This is a genomic window from Pseudomonas sp. ADAK2 (genome assembly GCF_012935755.1).
Classification (GTDB): domain Bacteria; phylum Pseudomonadota; class Gammaproteobacteria; order Pseudomonadales; family Pseudomonadaceae; genus Aquipseudomonas.
This window is the reverse complement of sequence record NZ_CP052862.1, coordinates 1-19,100: the sequence shown is the minus strand read 5'-3', so window position 1 is coordinate 19,100 and position 19,100 is coordinate 1. Positions and strand designations below refer to the sequence as shown.

The following is a 19,100-nucleotide window of genomic DNA, read 5'->3' as shown; positions in this document are numbered from 1 at the left end:
CCGTATCGCCAAAAGCTAACAGGGAAATTCACCTTTGCGGTACAAATCAAGTAACTTCGCTATCCATTCACTCACATGTCCTTTTGCTATGGCCTCCCCAATCATTCCGATATCATCAGACACATAGCTTGCGGCTTCGGAATTTTGCGTTAGACGGAACACTTTCTTGAAAGAAAACTCTCTTAACGCTGAAATTTCCATTTCATCAGTAGGGATTTTATAGTCTAGTTTCTTCAAATACTCATTACTTTCAACCCACGACGCATCAAACTCCCCCCTATCTCTTTGGTCTAACGCCTCGTCCCAGTCTTTAACAGCCAAAGCAACCACTTCAAAAAAATTTTCTTCATGGATTAAAATCGATAGCTCTTTTATAGATTCAGTAGTCATCTCAAGCCACTCTCCCTCAGCCAGTTCTCAATAAGGTCTACTGCCGTACGCGGTGTCACGTTTTCGCCTAATACATGCGTTCCATTAGGTGAAACCACATCAACCTTTATATGATCCATATTTTCATATGCTTTTCTGTAAGCCGCAAACAATTCATCATCTGTTCCTGAAAAATCACCTTGGCGGGGTCCGATATGAGGTCGCTCAGCTTCATGCAAAAGCCAATGTGAATGCTCTGGATTTTTTCCACGTGGAAATATGGTGGGTCTAGTCTTATCAGATCTTGCAATCTCAAATGGTCGACCTACTGACTTTCTCACAGCGGGGACATGGTGCCCCGATTTACTGACTCCCATACCCTTTGTTTCACACCACCCCCACGGGTCGATCCTAGAAAAAGGATTCGACAAATAACCATAAAGATTGTGCCCACCCAACAACCCAATCGGATCCTGCGTAACAAACCGCCCCACCTCCGGATCGTAATACCGAAACGTGTTGTAGTGCAGCCCTGTCTCGTCGTCGAAATACTGCCCCTGAAACCGCAGGTTCTGTTCGACCTCATTCACTTCAAGCTTTTCTAACGAGCCCCACGCCTTGTACGTCACCTGCTAGACGATTTGCCCTTCCCGGTCAGTCATCTCCAGCGGCGTACCAATCTGATCGGTGTGGAAGTAGTAAAGCTTCTGCTCCCCGCCCTCAGCCTCATCCACCCGCGCCAACGGCGCATAACTACCCGGCTCGTAAACGTACAGGCTGCTCTGCCCCGGCGTTTCCTCGCGCAGCATACGCAAACCTTGCCACAGGAAATTCTTCTGTTCGGCGACGCCGTTGACCGCTGACACCTTGGCCACACGACGCCCTAGGCTGTCGTAACGATAAGCGCCTGTACTTTCCAGCTTGCCGTTGACCAACGTCTCAGCCGCTGAGAGCTCTCTATTAGTCTCCACCACAGTATAATTGATGCACTTAGATTGCAGACCTAACTTGTAACTATTGGCATATCGCGACCAATATCAGCATGAGGAGTATATTGCGTATAGAACCCTCAAACATCACCCATAATATAAATATAGTTCACATCTAATAGGAAGGAACTAACTTTCCAATCGCTCCCGATACCACATCAAACGTAAATCTAAAGTCCTGATTATTTATATTAACAAAAAAACACAGCTGCCCTGACACATAATAAACATCAGAATAAATTCCTCCACCAACGATGGATTTAGCGATCACCCCGACATCCCACATTACGTCTCCGTCAGGTTTAATAATCAGCGCCTTGTTTTCTTTAAGATTAAATGGAGAAATAACCACAGCGATACCAACGCTCCCCAGCAATAGTTTTGGGATGAGCTTTTCTAAACTTTCAACTTTATACGGGCACCCCAAAAACGACCATGAAACTCCCGTTGGAAGCAATTCCCAGACGCTTAACCCCTGAGGATTGGCGTCGCGATCATACGACCCGAGATTGTCGATTACCATAAAATCCTGGATACAACCCATTTAACCTCCACAACCACTAGAATGTATTGATCTCGGTTTCCCCACCGGCTTCATTTTAGCTCTATCCTGATAATTTAATATCTGAATTTGACTTCCTCCACCAGGATAGATTCTTCCTCCAGAAGTTTGCGGCCCAACTGGACCAACTTGAACATGAACACCTTCTGGAATATGAAATTTTTGTACATGTGATATATCCGGTTTAAATTCCGGAATTACGGCCAACTGATTCCTAACATAATCCACATTGGGTATGTGGTCCAAGGTCGCCCACCCACCCGGCTTCGTCTGTCCAGGGGACATGGCCATCTCAACCACAATCCCTCCTTTTGGTACAGGGAAAGACTCTAGTCGAGCTCCTGCTCCCCAAGGATCCAATGATGTTGGTGCGGGCAACGCCAACGGGCTTAGACCAAATGGGTCAATATAGGTAAACGGATTACTAACATAGCTATAAAGGTTTACCCCACCCAACAACCCAATCGGATCCTGCGTAATAAACCGCCCCACCTCCGGATCGTAATACCGAAAGGTGTTGTAGTGCAGCCCCGTCTCGTCGTCGAAATACTGTCCCTGAAACCGTAGATTCTGCTCGACTTCATTGACATCCAATCGCTCCAGCGAGCCCCACGCCTTGTACGTCGCCTGCCAGACGATCTGCCCTTCCCGGTCAGTCATCTCCAGCGGCGTACCAATCTGATCGGTATGGAAATAGTAGAGTTTCTGCTCCTCGCCTTCGGCCTGATCCACCCGCGCCAACGGCGCATAACTACCCGGCTCGTAAATGTACAGGCTGCTCTGCCCCGGACTTTCCTCGCGCAACAGGCGCAAGCCTTGCCACAGAAAATTCTTCTGTTCGGTAACCCCGTTGACCGCTGACACCTTGGCCACACGACGCCCCAGGCTGTCATAGCGATAGTCGCCGCTGCTTTCCAGCTTCCCGCCCACCAACGTTTCAGCCTTGACCAGTCGATTCTCACTGTCATAGCTGAACGTCTGCAGCCGGCTCATGCCACTACGCTTTTCAATCAGGTTGCCCCACGCATCGTAGGTATATTCCTGATCCCGCCACTGCTTGAGCCGGTTGTCCTTCACGTGATCAAACTGACTGGTGTTGAAGTTCAGCCGGTTCGCCGCCGCGTCGTAGCGGAACTCTTCACTGTCCACCAACTTGCCGGTATCACGGCTGTGCAACTGGCCGTTGGCTTCGTACTCGTACTTGATCTCGCCGCGCAGTTTGTCGAGGGTGCGGATGAGTTCGCCGGCGGGGTCGTATTGGTGACGGCGGTGGATCGGGTTGTAGGCGTGCTCCACCAGCAGTTCGGGCTGGATACCGGGGTTGTGCAGTTGCGAGAGTTTTTCCGCCGGCAGGCTCGAGGCGAACTGCCAGGCCTTGCGGTCCATGGCGTCGTAGCCGAAGCAACTGGTGAGCTGGCCTTGAGTGCGTAACACCTCGCGGTGCAGGTCATCGCGTTCCAGGTCGCTGATGAGCTGGCCGTCGAGGTTGAGCTTGTGCAGGTGCTGGCCGGTCGGCAGGGTCAGCGTGGTCAGGTTGCTGAGCTCGTCGTAGTTATAGGACAAGGCGCCTTGTGGTGTGGTCTCTTTGATCAGGCGTCCCAGCACGTCTTAGGAAAAATCGAGTTTCTCTTCGCTGACGCCGAGTTTTTTGCCGTGGGCGGTGGGCAGGCGCTCGATGGTCAGCAAGCGGTCTGCGTCGTCGTAGGTGTAGTCCTGACGGGCATCGGCGTTGAGTTTGGCCAACAGTCGGCCGATGCGGTCGCGCTCAAATTCCGTGGGGCGCTCTGGACGTTCGGTCCGTTCGCCGTAGCCGGTTTCCTCAACCTGAGTCAGATGCCCACCCACGTTGTAGGCGAAACGTCGGGTCAGGTTGTCGATGCGTTTTTCTTCAACCAACCGGTCGGACGCGTCATAGGCAAACTGGTAAGCCGCGTTGTTCTCGTTGACCAGCGCGGTCAGGCGAATGGCCCGGTCATATTCATAGCGGATGCGCTGGCCTTTGGCGTCCTGGCGGCTGCTCGGCAGGCCGCGGGCGGTGCGCAGCAGACGCGTGGTCTGGCCTTTGCCGTCGGTGTGCGTCAGCACCTGGCCGAGGGCGTTGTAGGTAAACGAGTCGGCGCTGCCGTCCGGGTGCTGGATACGCAGCACTTCGCCGTCGGGTTTGCGTTCCAGGGTGGTGGTCTGGTTCAAGGCATCGGTGACGGCGATCAGGTGATGGCGTTCGTCGAAGCGGTAATGGGTGTTTTTGCCCGAGCAATCCTGGAAACGTTCGACCTGGGCCAGGGTGTTCCACCACAGGTATTTTGACTTGTGCGTGGCGTCGATAATGGTGTGCGGCAGACCGTCGTCGCTGTTGAGGTATTCGGTTTTGTTGCCCAGCGCGTCGACTTCAGCGATGAGGTTGCCCTTGGCGTCGTAGCGGGCTTTCCAGGTGCTGCCGTGGGGCTAATCGACAAGGATGGTGAGAGTGGCAGAAAAATACTCACCGCCACTCCCAAACTCGAATTATTAAAGAACAAAATAGCGTAGCACGCACATATGAAAAAAACAGTCCAGCGCACACTACTATAGGCTACAACCACAAATTTCTTATACTGCAATCAACTTATAAAATCTTCAACTCGCACTCACTATGAGTCAAACCGAATTAGATGGTTGTACGCCTTCACTATCGCTTCATATTTAACAATTTTAACATCTGATAGAATTACCTCATTTCTCTTCTCAAGCTTCCCCTTCAGATCTGTTATTGAAAAACTTAATCCCAGCCCTTTCTTGATAGCTAGCACTTCTTGCGGAGTTGGTTTGTCGCTTGCAATAGCCACTATATTAAACGTAGCCGACAGATCAGTTTCCTCGCCAGAAATATTATCCATCAGTTCGTCAATCGAATGAAATATGACGGCATCACCTAAGAATGGATCACCAGAATCGATTAGATAGAAAACATCTGAAATAGCTTTATCAATTAAAATAAGTCTGCCTCCAGAGTCATCGCCTATCAAAACCTGCTCTGGAAAATTGATACCTACTTCATACGTTTGATTGCGTTCAACTATGTCATCTGTTGAGTACATCAAAACCTGATCATTAAGCAATGCACCGTCGTAGCGTGACCAAAATTTTACAATCCAGACGTCTCTATCTACTCCGAGCGTTTGGATAATGTCATTTACGGATTTCGCTGATGCGGCGTGTTTTGTTTCTGTATATTTTATAGTCATTTAAACGCCCCTAGCGAATCAAAATATTTGTATGACTTGCTTGCAGCTTTTTTAGCTGCATCAGGATTAACACCTGCATCAAGTAGCTCTTTGTATGCTGTTCCAAACTCCTCCTTGATAGTCCCACCAAACCCAGAGAGCCTACGCCTAGTTCGCTGAAGGGATGAAACAACAGCATGAGGCTCTCCAGAAGAACTTTTCAGAAGAACAGCAGGTGCATCATTTCTCTTGTATCCAGTAACGTTTCTTTTTGCCCACTCATCTTGTATAAAATGGTGCGACTGCACGAGTTTATCTTCCGAAATATTTTTGTGACCCGACGCTCTGTTAACACCGGGTGACAAGTTACCGTGAGCATCAACATCACCAGCCTTATAGCCGCCCGGACGATTGCAACTCCAGCCCCAAGGGTCGGTCCAGCCAGTAGAGTTTGGTGCATATTGGTATAGGTTATCCCCACCCACCAGTCCAATCGGATCCTGCGTAACAAACCGCCCCACCTCCGGATCGTAATACCGAAACGTGTTGTAGTGCAGCCCCGTCTCATCATCAAAATACTGCCCTTGGAACCTCAGGTTCTGCTCTACCTCATTCACCGCCAGCGTTTCGAGGGCGCCCCAGGCTTTGTACGTCGCCTGCCAGACGATCTGCCCTTCCCGGTCCGTCATCTCCAACGGCGTACCAATCTGGTCGGTGTGGAAGTAGTAAAGCGTCTGCTCTTCCCCTTCGCTTTGATCAACGCGGGCCAATGGCGCGTAGCTACCTGGCTCGTAGATGTACAGGCTGCTCTGCCCCGGCGTTTCCTCGCGCAACAGGCGCAAGCTTTGCCACAGAAAATGCTTCTGTTCGGTGACGCCGTTGACCGCTGACACCTTGGCCACACGCCGCCCCAGGCTGTCATAACGATAAGCGCCACTACTTTCCAGCTTGCCGTTGACCAACGTTTCAGCCTTGACCAGCCGATTCTCACCGTCATAACTGAACGTCTGCAGCCGGTTCATGCCGCTACGCTTTTCAATCAGGTTGCCCCACGCATCGTAGGCATATTCCTGATCCCGCCACTGCTTGAGCCGGTTGTCCTTCACGTGATCAAACTGGCTGGTGTTGAAGTTCAGCCGGTTCGCCGCCGCGTCGTAGCGGAACTCTTCACTGTCCACCAACTTGCCGGTGTCACGACTGTGCAATTGGCCGTTGGCTTCGTAGTCGTACTTGATCTCGCCGCGCAGTTTGTCGAGGGTGCGGATGAGTTCGCCGGCAGGATCGTATTGGTGACGGCGGTGAATCGGGTTGTAGGCGTGTTCTACCAACAGCTCAGGCTGGATGCCGGGATTGAGAATCTGCGAGAGTTTCTCTGCCGGCAACGTCGAGGCGAACTGCCAGGCCTTGCGGCCCATGGCGTCGTAGCCGAAGCAACTGGTGAGCTGGCCCTGGGTGCGCAGGACTTCGCGGTGCAGGTCGTCGCGTTCCATGTCGCTGATCAGTTGGCCGTCGAGGTTGAGCTGGTGCAGGTGGCCGCTGCCGTAATACAGGTGGTTCAGGTGTTGGCCGGTCGGCAGGGTCAGCGTGGTCAGGTTGCTGAGCGGATCGTAGTCGTAGGACAGAGCACCTTGCGGCGTGGTCTCTTTGATCAGGCGTCCCAGCAGGTCGTAGGAGAAATCGAGTGTCTCTTCACTGACGCCGAGTTTTTTGCCGTGGGCGGTGGGCAGGCGCTCGATGCTGAGCAAGCGGTCTGCGTCGTCGTAGGTGTAGTCCTGGCGGGCATCGGCGTTGAGTTTGGCCAACAGTCGGCCGATAGTGTCGCGCTCAAATTCCGAGGTGCGCCGTGGGCGTTCGGCGCGCTCGCCGTAGCCGATTTCGTCAACCCGCGTCAGGTGTCCGCCCAGGTTGTAGCTGAACCGGCGGGTCAAGTTGTCGATGCGTTTTTCTTCGATCAGGCGATCGGACGCGTCATAGGCAAACTGGTAAGCCGCGTTGTTCTCGTTGACCAGCGCGGTCAGGCGAATGGCCCGGTCATATTCGTAGCGGATGCGTTGGCCTTTGGCGTCCTGGCGGCTGCTCGGCAGGCCGCGAGCGGTGCGCAGTAGGCGCGTGGTCTGGCCTTTGCCGTCGGTGTGCGTCAGGACCTGGCCGAGGGCATTGTAGGTGAAGGACTCGGCGCTGCCGTCCGGGTGCTAGATGCGCAGCACTTCACCGCCGGGTTTGCGTTCAAGGGTTGTTGTCTGATTCAGCGCATCCGTAACGGCGACCAAATGCTGACGCTCGTCATAGCGGTAACACGTATTCTTGCCCGAGCAATCCTGAAACCGCTCGACCTGTGCCAACGCGTTCCACCACAGGTATTTGGATTTATGGGTAGCGTCGATGATGGTGTGCGGCAGACCGTCGTCGCTGTTGAGGTATTCGGTTTTGTGGCCCAGCGCGTCGACTTCGGCGATGAGGTTGCCCTTGGCGTCGTAGCGGGCTTTCCAAATTCTGTCCACTACACATAACTTATGGGAACTGCCGAACAAAGTTTAAAACGAGTAATAAACTATTGCCCATCATCGCCAGATGGGGGTACTTCCGGCGCCTGCTGCCATCGAGTGATTTTTTGATTGAAAACAGAATAATCAACCCACTCATAGCCTCTGAACTAGACACACTATCAATTATCCATCTGCCGCTCTACTTCCTTATCTGCGGCATCCAAAATGTTTATTACTATCGACGCATCAATTTCCCACATTTTCAAATTTTGATTTCCAGCATATTTCTCACCGAAAGGAATCTCGTAAAATCTTGCGCCCAAATTTTCCTCGTCAATAATTTTTAAAACCAACCTTATATCTTTCGATTTTTGCTGATAATCTCCTTCAAAAATCTCTAACTCGACCACAGGGTGACCGTGTATCCAAGAATCCCGCACGGACTGCAATGAAAGCCCTAGTGCTTTATGAAATTTTAAAAGAGCTTGCGGCGGCGCAACCTTCTCATCAAGCACAATTGCAATTATAGACATCAGAATTCCTCCGGAAATTTCGTGTTTAGCGGCTTGCCAAAGGAGTCATTTCTCCAGCTACCACCATGCCACCGTTCAAAGTGCTCAGTACGAGTTGCAGGGTAAATATTTTAGGATCACTAGCAAGCTGCGGATGGTCCAAAGCATTATATTTATGATGTCCTTGAATAGGCTCGTTATTAGATTTTGGGATTCTACTTGCCAATATATCCGTTTTTTGCTCAACAGACCAACTTCTTGTAGTCGGCTCGCCAAACTTTAATTTAGCACGCTCATCAGCCCAAAAACGAGAAACACCTTTTGCTCTTTTGTTTGCGAACCTCCTATCCCACTCCATCCGTTTATATTCGTTCTTGGTAAGAGTTCTGTTCTCCAGCTTCGCTTTCAAACTTACTCTCTGATTTTTGGTAACCGGCGAATGAGGAACCTTGTAAGATGGGACTTTGTCACCAACTTTACCCGGTCCTGCTCTGCTCTGAATTTTCACATTGCCAAAGTTCGACCCAACTCCCTGAACCTTAACCTCATACCGCGCATCAAACCACTTACCGCCCTTCGCACCCAGTCCGCCCCCCAAGAACGCACCGCCAAACGCCATCAACTTCTGCTCATCAGAGCCTTCACCAAACAACTTACCACCAGCCCAATTACCTCCAAGGCCACCTGCAACACCTCCTACCAACCCCGCGATGACAACTACCGGACTGGCCAGTACAAAAGCACTAGCCAAACCCACCACCAATACCGCCCGCTCAAGCCAGGCCGGCACTTCTGGACTAATGGCGTCTGTTGTCTCAGTACCTCCGCCGATAAACACGTTACCGGATCCGGCGCTGATCTTGGCGTCGCAAACTGTTCTGTCACCTACACGAGCAGCGGGCAGGCCGTTGATGTAAACCGAATCACTGCCCTGAGCCAAAATCTGAGGGGCAGACCCATGCTGGTCACACGTCGCGGTATCAACATGCGCTCTGGCCGCCGGCTTGCCATTGGTAAAGACATTCGCAGAGCCCGTCTTGATCTGTCCAGCATCATGGGTGGCAAAAGACAAACTGCCGAGCAATTGGCCGATGCCTGCACCGGTCGCCGCCCCCGCGCCAACCATCGCACACAGTGCAACTGCACCCAAGCCGCCTGTGCCGACGATGGCAATACCTACCAACACTGCACCAGCGCCAATAGCAAGCCCGGCTAGCAGCCCACCTAATGCGCTCGAATGCTCAATCGGGTCATCCATGCGCGCCGCGGCTTCGCTCATGAAGGCAGAACCTCGTCGACGATCTCCTCCATGTCGATTTCAGGTGGGGAGCGCAACTCAAGCGTCTCAACCAATGCGTCAAACTGACGGCGCTCTTCGGAAGTCATGCCTTTCGGGTTGTTGCTGGTCCCCGTTATTTGCATGAGCAATGGCTGTTGATGTTCATCTTGATGCAAAAAAATCAATTGCAGCTGATGAACTGGTTGCCCCTGTTGCCTCCAGCGAAATTCGACACGCCGCGCATCTACGCCCGCGACCTTTACTGGTGTAACCGGTTCGATCCATTCGACATGCGACAAGGACTTTTTCAGTTCACCCAGTAATTGTTGGGCCATGGTCTCAAGATCGGAGCCTAATTCAACTTGTGAACGCCCAACCACCAAAGAAAAAGGGCTTGGCCCTATGTCCGTCAGAGTGAATACGTGAAAAGTTTTGTCTTTGAGATTGGTCGGTCGAACAAAACTCAACTCATTGGTATGAAAACGCTCAGGAGGCGGTGGCACCGCATCAGCAATCTCCTGCTCGACACGCGCTTGCTCTTGCTCTCGAATACGCCGTTCAGAAAGGCGGTCGTAAATATTCCGGCGCATACGGGAATTCCTTGTCCGTAGGAGTTGTTAGTTAAGGTTGATTTTCGTGCTGCCAACAACGTCGATGTTCACGCCAGATAGCGTGATGGTGCCATCCGATTTCATGACCAATTTGCTGGCACCCACTTCGAGCGTGATCGATGTCGCTGCACTGATCTTTACTTCACCGCTATCAACGGTGACGTAATAGGAGCCTTCCTTAACCGCGATACTGGTTTCAAGCTTGATCGTCTCGGTGTGTTTCCCGTCGACTTTGATTTCGCGATTGCCACCGACCGTGTGGCTTTCGTCAGCCTCAATCTCGGTATCCAGGTTACGTTCGGCGTGAAGGCTAACTTGCTCGGCACCTGTCTTGTCTTCAAAGCGGAAAAAGTTGGCATTGGCGCCCTTCCCTTTAACCGACCGCGTCAAAAACCCCCTCTGCGTCTTGTTCGCCGGCAGCGACCACGGCGGCGTGTTCTGGCTGTTGTAGAGGCTGCCCATGATCAACGGACGATCAGGGTTGCCGTCCAGAAAGACCACGACAACTTCATCGCCAACCCGGGGAATGAGGATGCTGCCGAAGCCGCCGCTGGCTTCGGATTGGGCCACGCGGACCCAGCACGAACTCTTGTCGTTGTGCTCACCTTTGCGGTCCCAGTGGAACTGCACTTTCACGCGGCCGAGTTCGTCGGTGAAGATTTCCTCGCCCGGCGGGCCGACAACGATGGCGGTCTGCGGGCCGGAAATGGTCGGGCGTGGTGTGGTCAGTTGAAGGCGGAACACGATCTTTTTGCGCACGCAGGAGAAGGTGTTGTAGTAACTCGCCGGGTACCCGTTGAGGTAGTTGTTGTGGCCTTCGCTTTCGACGCTCATCAGCAGGAACTGGCGATCGTCGGGTGAGCCTTGATCGTGGTCGTAATGCTGCAGCAGTTCGAAGGTGTAGCCGGGTTTCATCGCGCGGCAGTTGCTGGCGCCTTGAAAGCTTTTGCCTTTCAGCTCCAGCGCTTCAACGCGCAACCGGACCAGCGCCTCGCCTTCGTCGTACGTGCCGTGGGTGTACTGGCCGGGGAAGTCGTAGATCTCGAAATCTTCGACATCGCCCTGCTTGTTCAGGCTCTTCATAGTGACCGGCAAGCGATTGGTCGGCTGACGGTAATCGAAGGTCTGGACAGCGATCTTTCCGGACTGCAATTGGCGATTACCGCTCCATTGGGTAATGGAGTCGGCTGTTTAGGTCGCCGAGCCGGTCGGAAGCCAGCGTCGTAAAGTCACGAGCGTCGCATATCTACTCAACTCATCACAAACTCGTCTAAATGGGTTTTTAATACATCCTTGGACATAGCAATCTCATCTTCCCTGTTCAGGATAAGAATAAATTCGCTTTTTGCAGGAGATAAAACCTCTACGACCTCACCCTTATAGTTCTCTAACTCAATAAAGCCGTTAGAAACACCTTCAAGATTGTCAACCTCTTGAAGCAGAGTCAAATATTTGACCAGAACACCGCTTTCGTCGGCGCCTGCGCCAGTTTTAGGATTGTCAAAATAAACTTTAACTCTAGGACGGATCGTGCGCTTCCAATCGAGAACAGGCACAAAATGTACACGCATACTCATAAACTCTTCAACGCTTTCCTCGCCAGAAAACTCACAACGGAAAATAGGAACACACCAATAGAGATCACCTCGATCTATACCTGCATCCTTCATATACCCATGGTAATTTTGTGGAAAAACAATTATATGAGTAAACAAACTAGAAGAGTGCCCACCAGCGTTGATCGGGAATATTAACGGTTTATCTGTTAAAGAAAGGACAGGAACTGAGTCAACAATAATTTCCGCCAATGCGTCATCGATAACGTCCTGAGAGATAACGAGTAATTTAGAATTATCTTCTCGCGCTTTTAGCCAGTAGTTAATCACATATGTTTTGGTTTCATGCTGAACAAAAAACATATCATGACTTTTCTTCACTACATCACCATACTCATCTTCAAGCAGATCTTTAATACTCATAAGCCCTCCATCACTCATAATTTGAACCGATATCTATGCAAAAAGCAATTAAGGCATACGCAGCGCACAAATTACCTTCTCTGGCGGAATATTACCAACGACTGATCCTTACTAATTTAGTACCCTAAAAACTTCATTTTCAGCACCACCTTGTGCATCGTATCTTATATCAACTATTAAGCTGCCGCTCCACTTCTTCATCAGCAACATCCAATATACCAACTAATAGCCGAGCATCAATCTCCCATGTCTTTAATTTCTGATTACCAAAATGTTGCTCACCGAACGGAAGTTCGTAAAACCTCGCGCTTAAATTTTCTCCCTGGATAATTTTCAGCAACAATCTTATATCTTTCGATTTTTGCTGATAGTCACCTTCAAAAATTTCCACCTCAACGATCGGACGGCCGCTAATCCAAGAGTCGCGCAGGGACTGCAAGGAAATACTTAGGGCTTGATGGAATTTTAAAAGAGCTTGCGGTTGAGCTACCTTTCCATCAAGCACGATTGCAATTACGGACATCAGAATTCCTCCGGGAATTTTACATTTAATAGCTCTCGTCAAGCCTTCTAAAAAACGTTCGTTATCAGTGCGACATCTAATTTTTTATCCATTGCTAAATGACACAGTACTGCTACAGCAAAAGCTTACACACAAAGCGAATACAACCGCCCACGAACATAACTTCGACCTCATCAGAACAAACAAAATCTTTAACTACCTAGCATTACTTATTGAGAAATCCTGAAACCTCAAGCTCGCTCAATTATCAAATCAAGCATGAACCCCAACAAACCATCAAACGTATCAAACTCCTCAAAAACGTTATCAATAGCTTGTTTATCTCCAACTTGATAACTATCATTTGCAACATCCAAAACATACTCATCTTGGTCACTTTCGCCAAAAACCAAGAACGCTTCCATAAACTCAAGATCTCGAGAAATTAAATTTTTGCTCTATAAAGGCGTGACTAAAACCATCGCTATCCGAATACTTATGCGGCCGACTCGAATATATAAAAACACCGCTATAAACCAACCCGTCATGTGCTTTCAAAAATTCCAGATATTGCTCAGGCACACTTTGAAAAAGCGTATCCTTAGCTTCTGAAACAAGGCCTATTATATCTTCATCCCGTGCGGGCTCGCCAAGAAACATGTCTGCCTCATCAAGCTGCTGCCGCAGCCCCACAATCTTATTTTCAACTTCAGGATTCATCTTTACATTCCTGGAGGAGGATAAAATCACCACCGACTGTATCTTCTCCTGCGCCAATAAATACCTGCCCCGATGGAAATCCAAGATATAGAGCCCCAAAGCCATCTGTTATGTCTTCGACGATAATTACCCTATAACTACCGTCTTGTCCCACACCCAAAAAAGCTATGTTCCCATCATTTATCTCTTGAACTTCATCCTTGATAAGGCTCCACCAGTCCGGCGCATAATAGATCCTGCGCCTAATAACTGCGAGATCAAATACTGCGATGGTTGCGGTATCTGTACTGATAGAAAATTCTTGAATCATAACAGATCTCAATCAAAAATTATTAAACTAAGCCTAACCCTACTGATGATGCATTAGAAAAACCATTATCTAAATATCTTCAATAAAATCTGGAGCACCAGATACGCATCCAACAACTAAATCGTAAAACTCAGTGAAGCTTCCAGAGATAAGAAATAAATTCCCAAAATCATTCTGTACTGGAATGTCAAAATTATTTGTTGAACTGGATTCATGGAGATGAGTTCTATCCCAATAATAAACCCCTTGCTCCCCCCGCCTGCCAATCATCACGTAGGGATTTCCTCCTCCATCCTCACCAATAGCTACAGCCTCCTCGAAGATATCGAGTTCATCAATAAATTCCTTATTAAAACAAACCACATCGTTGCATTCTTCTTCAGGCAAGAGCCCAAAAAAACGATCAAAATTTATAGTGCCCTCATCAATAGTGCTTAATGGTATCTTCACGTAGTCAGGAGCTGTTAAGTAAAAGCCGTTCATTCCAGACAGGAACTTTCTATACTCAACTGAGAAAACCCTATTAAGTTCCATCTCAATATAATCAACCTCTGCTGACTTCAAACCTGGCTGATATACTATTGGCATATCTGGACCTACCTCAGCATGTGGGCTTCAGTGCCATACTCGGCTTCCTCAACTTCGAAAGCGTTCAGTCAAAGCAAAATTCCAATCATCTGTTGTAGCATGACTTGAAAGCACCGGAAGCCTCTCAACAGGGTTGAACTCCAACTCATAACCTAGTGAAAAAAATGGATCACTCAAACCCTTAAAACCGCAAATACTCAATGCATAAGAGCCACTCAGCACATCTAAATAATCATTATTTCCAAGACTTTCATCGCACGTGTTTCTATAGTCTATAAAAAAATCACGATCCCAATCCATCAAGGCATTTAAATCAGCAACAACAATCAAGCCAGAAACAACTGTTAGAGGGATGCCCGAATAACAAAATGCTTTCTCTGCAGTATTAAAGCTCGAATCCGGGCCTCCTCCTTTTAGAAAAATGCTGTATTCCATTTCAGGGATTTGATAGAGAGGGAAAATCACCCCATTTTCTACTGCGCTTAGTCCAACCTCTTCATTATTAAGAAAATAATCGAATAAATCACTAGACTCTATGCCATTGTTTTTAACAAAAGCATTTAATGCGACCGGGTCAAAAATAGCAATTCCAGGCTCAAATATTTCAATTTTTGCTATACTTTTCATCCACAACCTCCTGCCGCCTTCAGATTAGACCCCTTACCAATAGACTTATTCAGCGCCTCACCCACAGTAACATTTTTAGCAAGAACTTCGCCTGTTCTAGGTATTTTCAGCGTGCCTTTTTGAGGGGATTTTTCATAAGCTTTATTTAGCTTGCCTATTAACTCTTCAGGAGTGCCAGTAAACTTCTTATTGAAAGGCACACCTTCTTTTTTAATTGCGTCATGAAAATCCTTGTGAAGAGTGTCTGAACCGTCCACTTCATTCGGAAACCATGATGGCGAGTCAAGCTTCGTGCCTAATTCTGGGAATCCACGGGTATTAGCATACGCACGGGGAAAAGGATGATGCCCCATTCCATCAGACTTAGGCGGCTTCCAAAAAGCCATCCAGCCCCAGGGATCAATCCATCCGTAAGGATTTGGCGCATAGTGATATAGATTAGTCCCACCGCTGAGCCCAATCGGATCCTGCGTAACAAACCGCCCCTCCTCCGGATCGTAATACCGAAACGTGTTGTAGTGCAGCCCCGTTTCGTCGTCGAGATACTGCCCCTGAAACCGCAGATTCTGTTCGACTTCGTTCACTTCCAGCTTTTCTACCGAGCCCCATGCCTTGTATGTCGCCTGCCAGACAATCCGCCCCTCACGGTGCGTCATCTCCAGCGGAGTACCAATCTGGTCGGTATGGAAGTAGTAGAACTGCTCAGTAAAATCATCTGTAGTTTAGCATTCGGCGTATCCGGATAGACGCGCCGACGCGCTCTAATATCACGTATCGCGCGCCAGCACATCTCATGTACCAGTGAAGAGTAGACCTGCTTTAAAATTCATACAAATACAAAAGCGACAGGTATTCAAACCCGCCGCAACAAGGAATTATTGAATAAACCTGCCCCTTCACCCCTGTAACTTTATTTAAGTCACCTCATAAAAATCATCATTTTCAAGGTAATAGTTTATTGCACGAATATAGTCATTAGCGTTTGACTTCGAGTTATTTTTTCTTTGCAAATCAATGACACTCTGAAATATCTCCACATCAAAAAAATAGCTAGCACCATATTTATTGGCCAATACCGGGTTGCCACGCTCATCTAAATCTTCAAGCTCATCATCGCCTAGCAATAATAATATTTCAGTATTACTAGGATCTTCAGCCCAGCCACTTTTACTCGAATATAACGTCCCGAACTTGTCCAGATCGTCAACTTCAGCAAGGAGAGAGTTTAAATTTTTATATCTAATCATAATTAAATTCCTCTATTTATCTGCAAGAACTTCCGCCGCCCCAGCCCTTACGGCCACCAACACCTTTCGCATGATAATCCGTATGTCGTGATTTATGATCCTTCATGTCGACCAGCTGTAGGAGACCTCCAACTTGGCCATGATGGTGCCATGTAGTTCCAGGGAAAGCTTTTCCTCGGAAGGTTCCTCGTGTAGTAGGCGAGACGTGGGATTCAATTCCGGGATATTTCCCCTCTAGGTGAGACCTTAGGGTCGGGTCATTTTTCATCGCATAGTGAAGCTGTCTATTCGATTCACTAAAGTGCACAGGGTCCGACAACCTATACATTTCACGTGTAGGTAATCTTGCTTCAAAAAATACGTCGTACACCCCAGGATTTGAGCTTGCAAGACCCAAAACATCAGTCCATCCAATAGGATTCTCTACATATCTGTAGAGATTATCCCCCCCGAACAACCCAATCGGATCCTGCGTAACAAACCGCCCCACCTCCGGATCGTAATACCGAAACGTGTTGTAGTGCAGCCCCGTCTCATCGTCGAAATACTGCCCCTGAAAGCGCAGATTCTGTTCGACTGCGTTGACGTCCAACCGCTCCAGCGAGCCCCACGCCTTGTATGTCGCTTGCCAGACGATCTGCCCTTCCCGGTCAGTCATCTCCAGCGGCGTACCAATCTGGTCGGTATGAAAGTAGTAGAGCTTCTGTTCTTCTCCTTCGCTCTGATCGACTCTGGCTAAAGGTGCATAGCTCCCCGGCTCGTAAATGTACAGGCTGCTCTGCCCCGGACTTTCCTCGCGCAACAGGCGCAAGCCTTGCCACAGAAAATGCTTCTGTTCGGTAACCCCGTTGACCGCTGACACCTTGGCCACCCGTCGTCCCAGGCTGTCGTAACGATAGGCCCCGGTACTTTCCAGCTTGCCGCCCACCAACGTCTCGGCCTTAACCAGCCGATTCTCACCGTCGTAACTGAACGTCTGCAGCCCGTTCATGCCGCTACGCTTTTCAATCAGGTTGCCCCACGCATCGTAGGTGTACTCCTGATCCCGCCACTGCTTGAGCCGGTTGTCTTTGACGTGATCGAACTGACTGGTGTTGAAGTTCAGCCGGTTCGCCGCCGCGTCGTAGCGGAACTCTTCACTGTCCACCAGCCTGCCCGTGTCACGGCTGTGCAGTTGGCCGTTGGCTTCGTACTCGTACTTGATCTCGCCGCGCAATTTGTCGAGGGTGCGGGTGAGTTCGCCGGCGGGGTCGTATTGATGACGGCGGTGGATCGGGTTGTAGGCGTGCTCCACCAGCAGGTCGGGCTGGATGCCGGGGTTGTGCAGTTGCGAGAGTTTTTCCGCCGGCAGGCGCGAGGCGAACTGCCAGGCCTTGCGGCCCATGGCGTCGTAGCCGAAGCAACTGGTGAGCTGGCCCTGGGTGCGCAGGACTTCGCGGTGCAGGTCGTCGCGTTCCATGTCGCTGATCAGTTGGCCGTCGAGGTTGAGTTGGTGCAGGTGGCCGCTGCCGTAATACAGGTGGTTCAGGTGCTGGCCGGTGGGCAGGGTCAGTGTGGTCAGGTTGCTCAGCGGATCGTAGTCGTAGGACAGAGCGCCTTGCGGCGTGGTCTCTTTGATCAGGCGTCCCAGCAGGTCGTAGGAGAAATCGAGTGTCTCTTCACTGACGCCGAGTTTTTTGCCGTGGGCGGTGGGCAGGCGCTCGATGGTGAGCAAGCGGTCTGCGTCGTCGTAGGTGTAAGCATGACGGGCATCGGCGTTGAGCTTGGCCAACAGTCGGCCGATGGGGTCGCGCTCAAATTCCGAGGTGCGCTGTGGGCGCTCGGCGCGCTCGCCGTAGCCGATTTCGTCAACCCGCGTCAGGTGCCCGCCCAGGTTGTAGCTGAACCGGCGGGTCAAGTTGTCGATGCGTTTTTCTTCGATCAGGCGATCGGACGCGTCGTAGGCAAACTGGTAAGCCGCGTTGTTCTCGTTGACCAGCGCGGTCAGGCGGATGGCCTGGTCGTATTCGTAGCGGATGCGCTGGCCTTTGGCGTCCTGGCGGCTGCTCGGCAGGCCGCGAGCGGTGCGCAGCAGGCGCGTGGTCTGGCCTTTGCCGTCGGTGTGCGTCAGCACCTGGCCGAGGGCGTTGTAGGTAAACGACTCGGCGCTGCCGTCCGGGTGCTGGATGCGCAGCACTTCGCCGTCGGGTTTGCGTTCCAGGGTGGTAGTCTGGTTCAGGGCATCGGTGACGGCGATCAGGTGATGGCGTTCGTCGAAACGGTAGTGGGTGTTTTTACCCGAGCAATCCTGGAAACGTTCGACCTGGGCCAGGGTGTTCCACCACAGGTATTTTGACTTGTGCGTGGCGTCGATGATGGTGTGCGGCAGACCGTCGTCGCTGTTGAGGTATTCGGTTTTGTTGCCCAGCGCGTCGACTTCAGCGATGAGGTTGCCCTTGGCGTCGTAGCGGGCTTTCCAGGTGCTGCCGTCGAGGAAGGTGGTCTCGGTGACCAGCGTGGTGCTGAGGTGGTACTTGTATTTGATCTTGCGGCCCAGCGGGTCGGTTTCTTCGATCAAACGGGAAAAGTCATCGTACTTGAACGCCAGCTGATTGCCGTCGGGCAGCGTCAGGCCGGTCATGTTGCCAGCCTCATCAAGGTCGATGCCGTAGCGTTCACCGCCGACATCACGACTGGCGATGACGCGACGATCTTCGTTGTAGTGAATTTCCAGCTCACGTCCCAGCGCGTCAGTGGCCCAGGAAGTGCGCTGCTTGAAGTCGTAGCGCAAGTGATAGTGTTCGCCGTCGCTGGTCCAGTGCTCCACCACACGGGGTTGGTCATCAATGGTTTGCCAGCGGTAATGGCAGCTCAGACCCAGGGCATTGCTGTGGCTGGCCATGACGCCGTCGGCGTAGCTGAAGCGGCGGACCGAATCGTTATTGCGATTGATCACCTCGATGAGCTGGCCATTGTCGTCGTAGCGATATTGCACCAGGGTTTCGACGGCCAGGTTATCGACGATGCGTTTGACATCGGTCAGGCGACCCAACGGGTTGTCGTAGTGCAGGTGAACACGTACGCCGCCGGTGGCGCTGATGTCGGTCAGCGTGCCGTCGACCGTGCGGGTGAAATGC

General features: G+C 50.6%; 17 protein-coding genes and 5 pseudogenes. 1 reads left to right on the top strand and 21 read right to left on the bottom strand.

Annotated features, from left to right (window positions below; genetic code table 11):
- Window positions 1-15: 15 nt before the first annotated feature.
- From HKK52_RS00115 to HKK52_RS00095, 4 genes and pseudogenes are all read right to left on the bottom strand, one after another.
- A complete protein-coding gene (locus tag HKK52_RS00115; protein ID WP_169368763.1) occupies window positions 16-390 on the bottom strand; it encodes a hypothetical protein in 375 nt (124 codons plus the stop codon).
- 364 nt (window positions 391-754) lie between these two features.
- Window positions 755-1,322 (bottom strand): annotated as a pseudogene (locus HKK52_RS32470) (RHS repeat domain-containing protein); the annotation flags it as partial.
- 151 nt (window positions 1,323-1,473) lie between these two features.
- Window positions 1,474-1,902: a hypothetical protein gene (locus HKK52_RS00100; RefSeq protein WP_169368760.1), complete on the bottom strand. Its 429-nt coding sequence runs from the start codon at window positions 1,900-1,902 to the stop codon at window positions 1,474-1,476.
- A gap of 405 nt (window positions 1,903-2,307) precedes the next feature.
- Window positions 2,308-3,966 (bottom strand): annotated as a pseudogene (locus tag HKK52_RS00095) (RHS repeat-associated core domain-containing protein); the annotation flags it as partial.
- A gap of 264 nt (window positions 3,967-4,230) precedes the next feature.
- Between HKK52_RS00095 and HKK52_RS32875 the strand changes: the two are divergent.
- Window positions 4,231-4,449: a hypothetical protein gene (locus tag HKK52_RS32875; RefSeq protein ID WP_442962276.1), complete on the top strand. Its 219-nt coding sequence runs from the start codon at window positions 4,231-4,233 to the stop codon at window positions 4,447-4,449.
- Between the two features lie 101 nt (window positions 4,450-4,550).
- Here HKK52_RS32875 and HKK52_RS00085 read toward each other — a convergent pair whose 3' ends face one another.
- The 17 genes and pseudogenes from HKK52_RS00085 to HKK52_RS00005 all read right to left on the bottom strand — a co-directional run.
- Window positions 4,551-5,144, bottom strand: a complete 594-nt coding sequence (locus HKK52_RS00085) for an SMI1/KNR4 family protein (RefSeq protein ID WP_169368759.1) — start codon at window positions 5,142-5,144, stop codon at window positions 4,551-4,553.
- Entirely contained in the window at window positions 5,141-7,225 is a 2,085-nt protein-coding gene (locus tag HKK52_RS00080) for an RHS repeat-associated core domain-containing protein (protein ID WP_442962298.1), read from the bottom strand. Before HKK52_RS00080 ends, HKK52_RS00085 begins: the two co-directional genes overlap by 4 nt.
- A gap of 90 nt (window positions 7,226-7,315) precedes the next feature.
- Complete coding sequence (locus tag HKK52_RS32870; protein WP_169368757.1) at window positions 7,316-7,624, bottom strand: hypothetical protein; 309 nt, start codon at window positions 7,622-7,624, stop codon at window positions 7,316-7,318.
- 164 nt (window positions 7,625-7,788) lie between these two features.
- Entirely contained in the window at window positions 7,789-8,142 is a 354-nt protein-coding gene (locus tag HKK52_RS00070; protein ID WP_169368756.1) for a hypothetical protein, read from the bottom strand.
- 25 nt (window positions 8,143-8,167) lie between these two features.
- Window positions 8,168-9,400 carry a PAAR domain-containing protein gene (locus HKK52_RS00065; RefSeq protein WP_237150638.1) on the bottom strand — a complete coding sequence of 411 codons (1,233 nt, stop codon included), beginning with the start codon at window positions 9,398-9,400 and terminating at the stop codon, window positions 8,168-8,170.
- Window positions 9,397-9,990, bottom strand: coding sequence for a DcrB-related protein (locus HKK52_RS00060; protein ID WP_149658783.1), 594 nt, complete (start codon window positions 9,988-9,990; stop codon window positions 9,397-9,399). Before HKK52_RS00060 ends, HKK52_RS00065 begins: the two co-directional genes overlap by 4 nt.
- A gap of 27 nt (window positions 9,991-10,017) precedes the next feature.
- A pseudogene (gene tssI / locus HKK52_RS00055) lies at window positions 10,018-11,202 on the bottom strand (type VI secretion system tip protein TssI/VgrG); the annotation flags it as partial.
- Between the two features lie 59 nt (window positions 11,203-11,261).
- Window positions 11,262-11,990 carry a hypothetical protein gene (locus tag HKK52_RS00050; protein ID WP_169368755.1) on the bottom strand — a complete coding sequence of 243 codons (729 nt, stop codon included), beginning with the start codon at window positions 11,988-11,990 and terminating at the stop codon, window positions 11,262-11,264.
- A gap of 169 nt (window positions 11,991-12,159) precedes the next feature.
- Window positions 12,160-12,513: a hypothetical protein gene (locus tag HKK52_RS00045; protein ID WP_169368754.1), complete on the bottom strand. Its 354-nt coding sequence runs from the start codon at window positions 12,511-12,513 to the stop codon at window positions 12,160-12,162.
- Between the two features lie 230 nt (window positions 12,514-12,743).
- Window positions 12,744-12,917: a hypothetical protein gene (locus tag HKK52_RS00040; RefSeq protein ID WP_169368753.1), complete on the bottom strand. Its 174-nt coding sequence runs from the start codon at window positions 12,915-12,917 to the stop codon at window positions 12,744-12,746.
- 4 nt (window positions 12,918-12,921) lie between these two features.
- Complete coding sequence (locus tag HKK52_RS00035) at window positions 12,922-13,212, bottom strand: hypothetical protein (protein WP_169368752.1); 291 nt, start codon at window positions 13,210-13,212, stop codon at window positions 12,922-12,924.
- The gene (locus HKK52_RS00030; RefSeq protein ID WP_169368751.1) at window positions 13,202-13,522 is read right to left on the bottom strand and encodes a DUF6386 family protein; all 321 of its coding nucleotides are present in this window, start codon (window positions 13,520-13,522) and stop codon (window positions 13,202-13,204) included. The genes HKK52_RS00035 and HKK52_RS00030 overlap by 11 nt, the downstream gene beginning before the upstream one ends.
- 69 nt (window positions 13,523-13,591) lie before the next feature.
- Entirely contained in the window at window positions 13,592-14,110 is a 519-nt protein-coding gene (locus HKK52_RS00025; protein ID WP_169368750.1) for an SMI1/KNR4 family protein, read from the bottom strand.
- Between the two features lie 48 nt (window positions 14,111-14,158).
- A complete protein-coding gene (locus HKK52_RS00020; RefSeq protein ID WP_169368749.1) occupies window positions 14,159-14,737 on the bottom strand; it encodes a hypothetical protein in 579 nt (192 codons plus the stop codon).
- Window positions 14,734-15,438 (bottom strand): annotated as a pseudogene (locus HKK52_RS00015) (RHS repeat domain-containing protein); the annotation flags it as partial. The gene HKK52_RS00020 and the pseudogene HKK52_RS00015, both read right to left, overlap by 4 nt.
- A 213-nt stretch (window positions 15,439-15,651) precedes the next feature.
- Window positions 15,652-15,984, bottom strand: a complete 333-nt coding sequence (locus HKK52_RS00010; protein ID WP_169368748.1) for a DUF7716 domain-containing protein — start codon at window positions 15,982-15,984, stop codon at window positions 15,652-15,654.
- A gap of 385 nt (window positions 15,985-16,369) precedes the next feature.
- Window positions 16,370-19,099, bottom strand: a pseudogene (locus HKK52_RS00005) (RHS repeat-associated core domain-containing protein); the annotation flags it as partial.
- Between the last annotated feature and the right edge of the window lies 1 nt (window position 19,100).

Bases quoted from the DNA above. Each gene is read 5' to 3' on its own strand.
- HKK52_RS00035 (WP_169368752.1), bottom strand. From the start codon at position 13,212: ATGAATCCTGAAGTTGAAAATAAGATTGTGGGGCTGCGGCAGCAGCTT.
- HKK52_RS00050 (WP_169368755.1), bottom strand. From the start codon at position 11,990: ATGAGTATTAAAGATCTGCTTGAAGATGAGTATGGTGATGTAGTGAAG.
- HKK52_RS00045 (WP_169368754.1), bottom strand. From the start codon at position 12,513: ATGTCCGTAATTGCAATCGTGCTTGATGGAAAGGTAGCTCAACCGCAA.
- HKK52_RS00065 (WP_237150638.1), bottom strand. From the start codon at position 9,400: ATGAGCGAAGCCGCGGCGCGCATGGATGACCCGATTGAGCATTCGAGC.
- HKK52_RS00100 (WP_169368760.1), bottom strand. From the start codon at position 1,902: ATGGGTTGTATCCAGGATTTTATGGTAATCGACAATCTCGGGTCGTAT.
- HKK52_RS00115 (WP_169368763.1), bottom strand. From the start codon at position 390: ATGACTACTGAATCTATAAAAGAGCTATCGATTTTAATCCATGAAGAA.
- HKK52_RS00070 (WP_169368756.1), bottom strand. From the start codon at position 8,142: ATGTCTATAATTGCAATTGTGCTTGATGAGAAGGTTGCGCCGCCGCAA.
- HKK52_RS00020 (WP_169368749.1), bottom strand. From the start codon at position 14,737: ATGAAAAGTATAGCAAAAATTGAAATATTTGAGCCTGGAATTGCTATT.
- HKK52_RS00025 (WP_169368750.1), bottom strand. From the start codon at position 14,110: ATGCCAATAGTATATCAGCCAGGTTTGAAGTCAGCAGAGGTTGATTAT.
- HKK52_RS00030 (WP_169368751.1), bottom strand. From the start codon at position 13,522: ATGATTCAAGAATTTTCTATCAGTACAGATACCGCAACCATCGCAGTA.
- HKK52_RS00010 (WP_169368748.1), bottom strand. From the start codon at position 15,984: ATGATTAGATATAAAAATTTAAACTCTCTCCTTGCTGAAGTTGACGAT.
- HKK52_RS00060 (WP_149658783.1), bottom strand. From the start codon at position 9,990: ATGCGCCGGAATATTTACGACCGCCTTTCTGAACGGCGTATTCGAGAG.
- HKK52_RS00085 (WP_169368759.1), bottom strand. From the start codon at position 5,144: ATGACTATAAAATATACAGAAACAAAACACGCCGCATCAGCGAAATCC.
- HKK52_RS00040 (WP_169368753.1), bottom strand. From the start codon at position 12,917: ATGGAAGCGTTCTTGGTTTTTGGCGAAAGTGACCAAGATGAGTATGTT.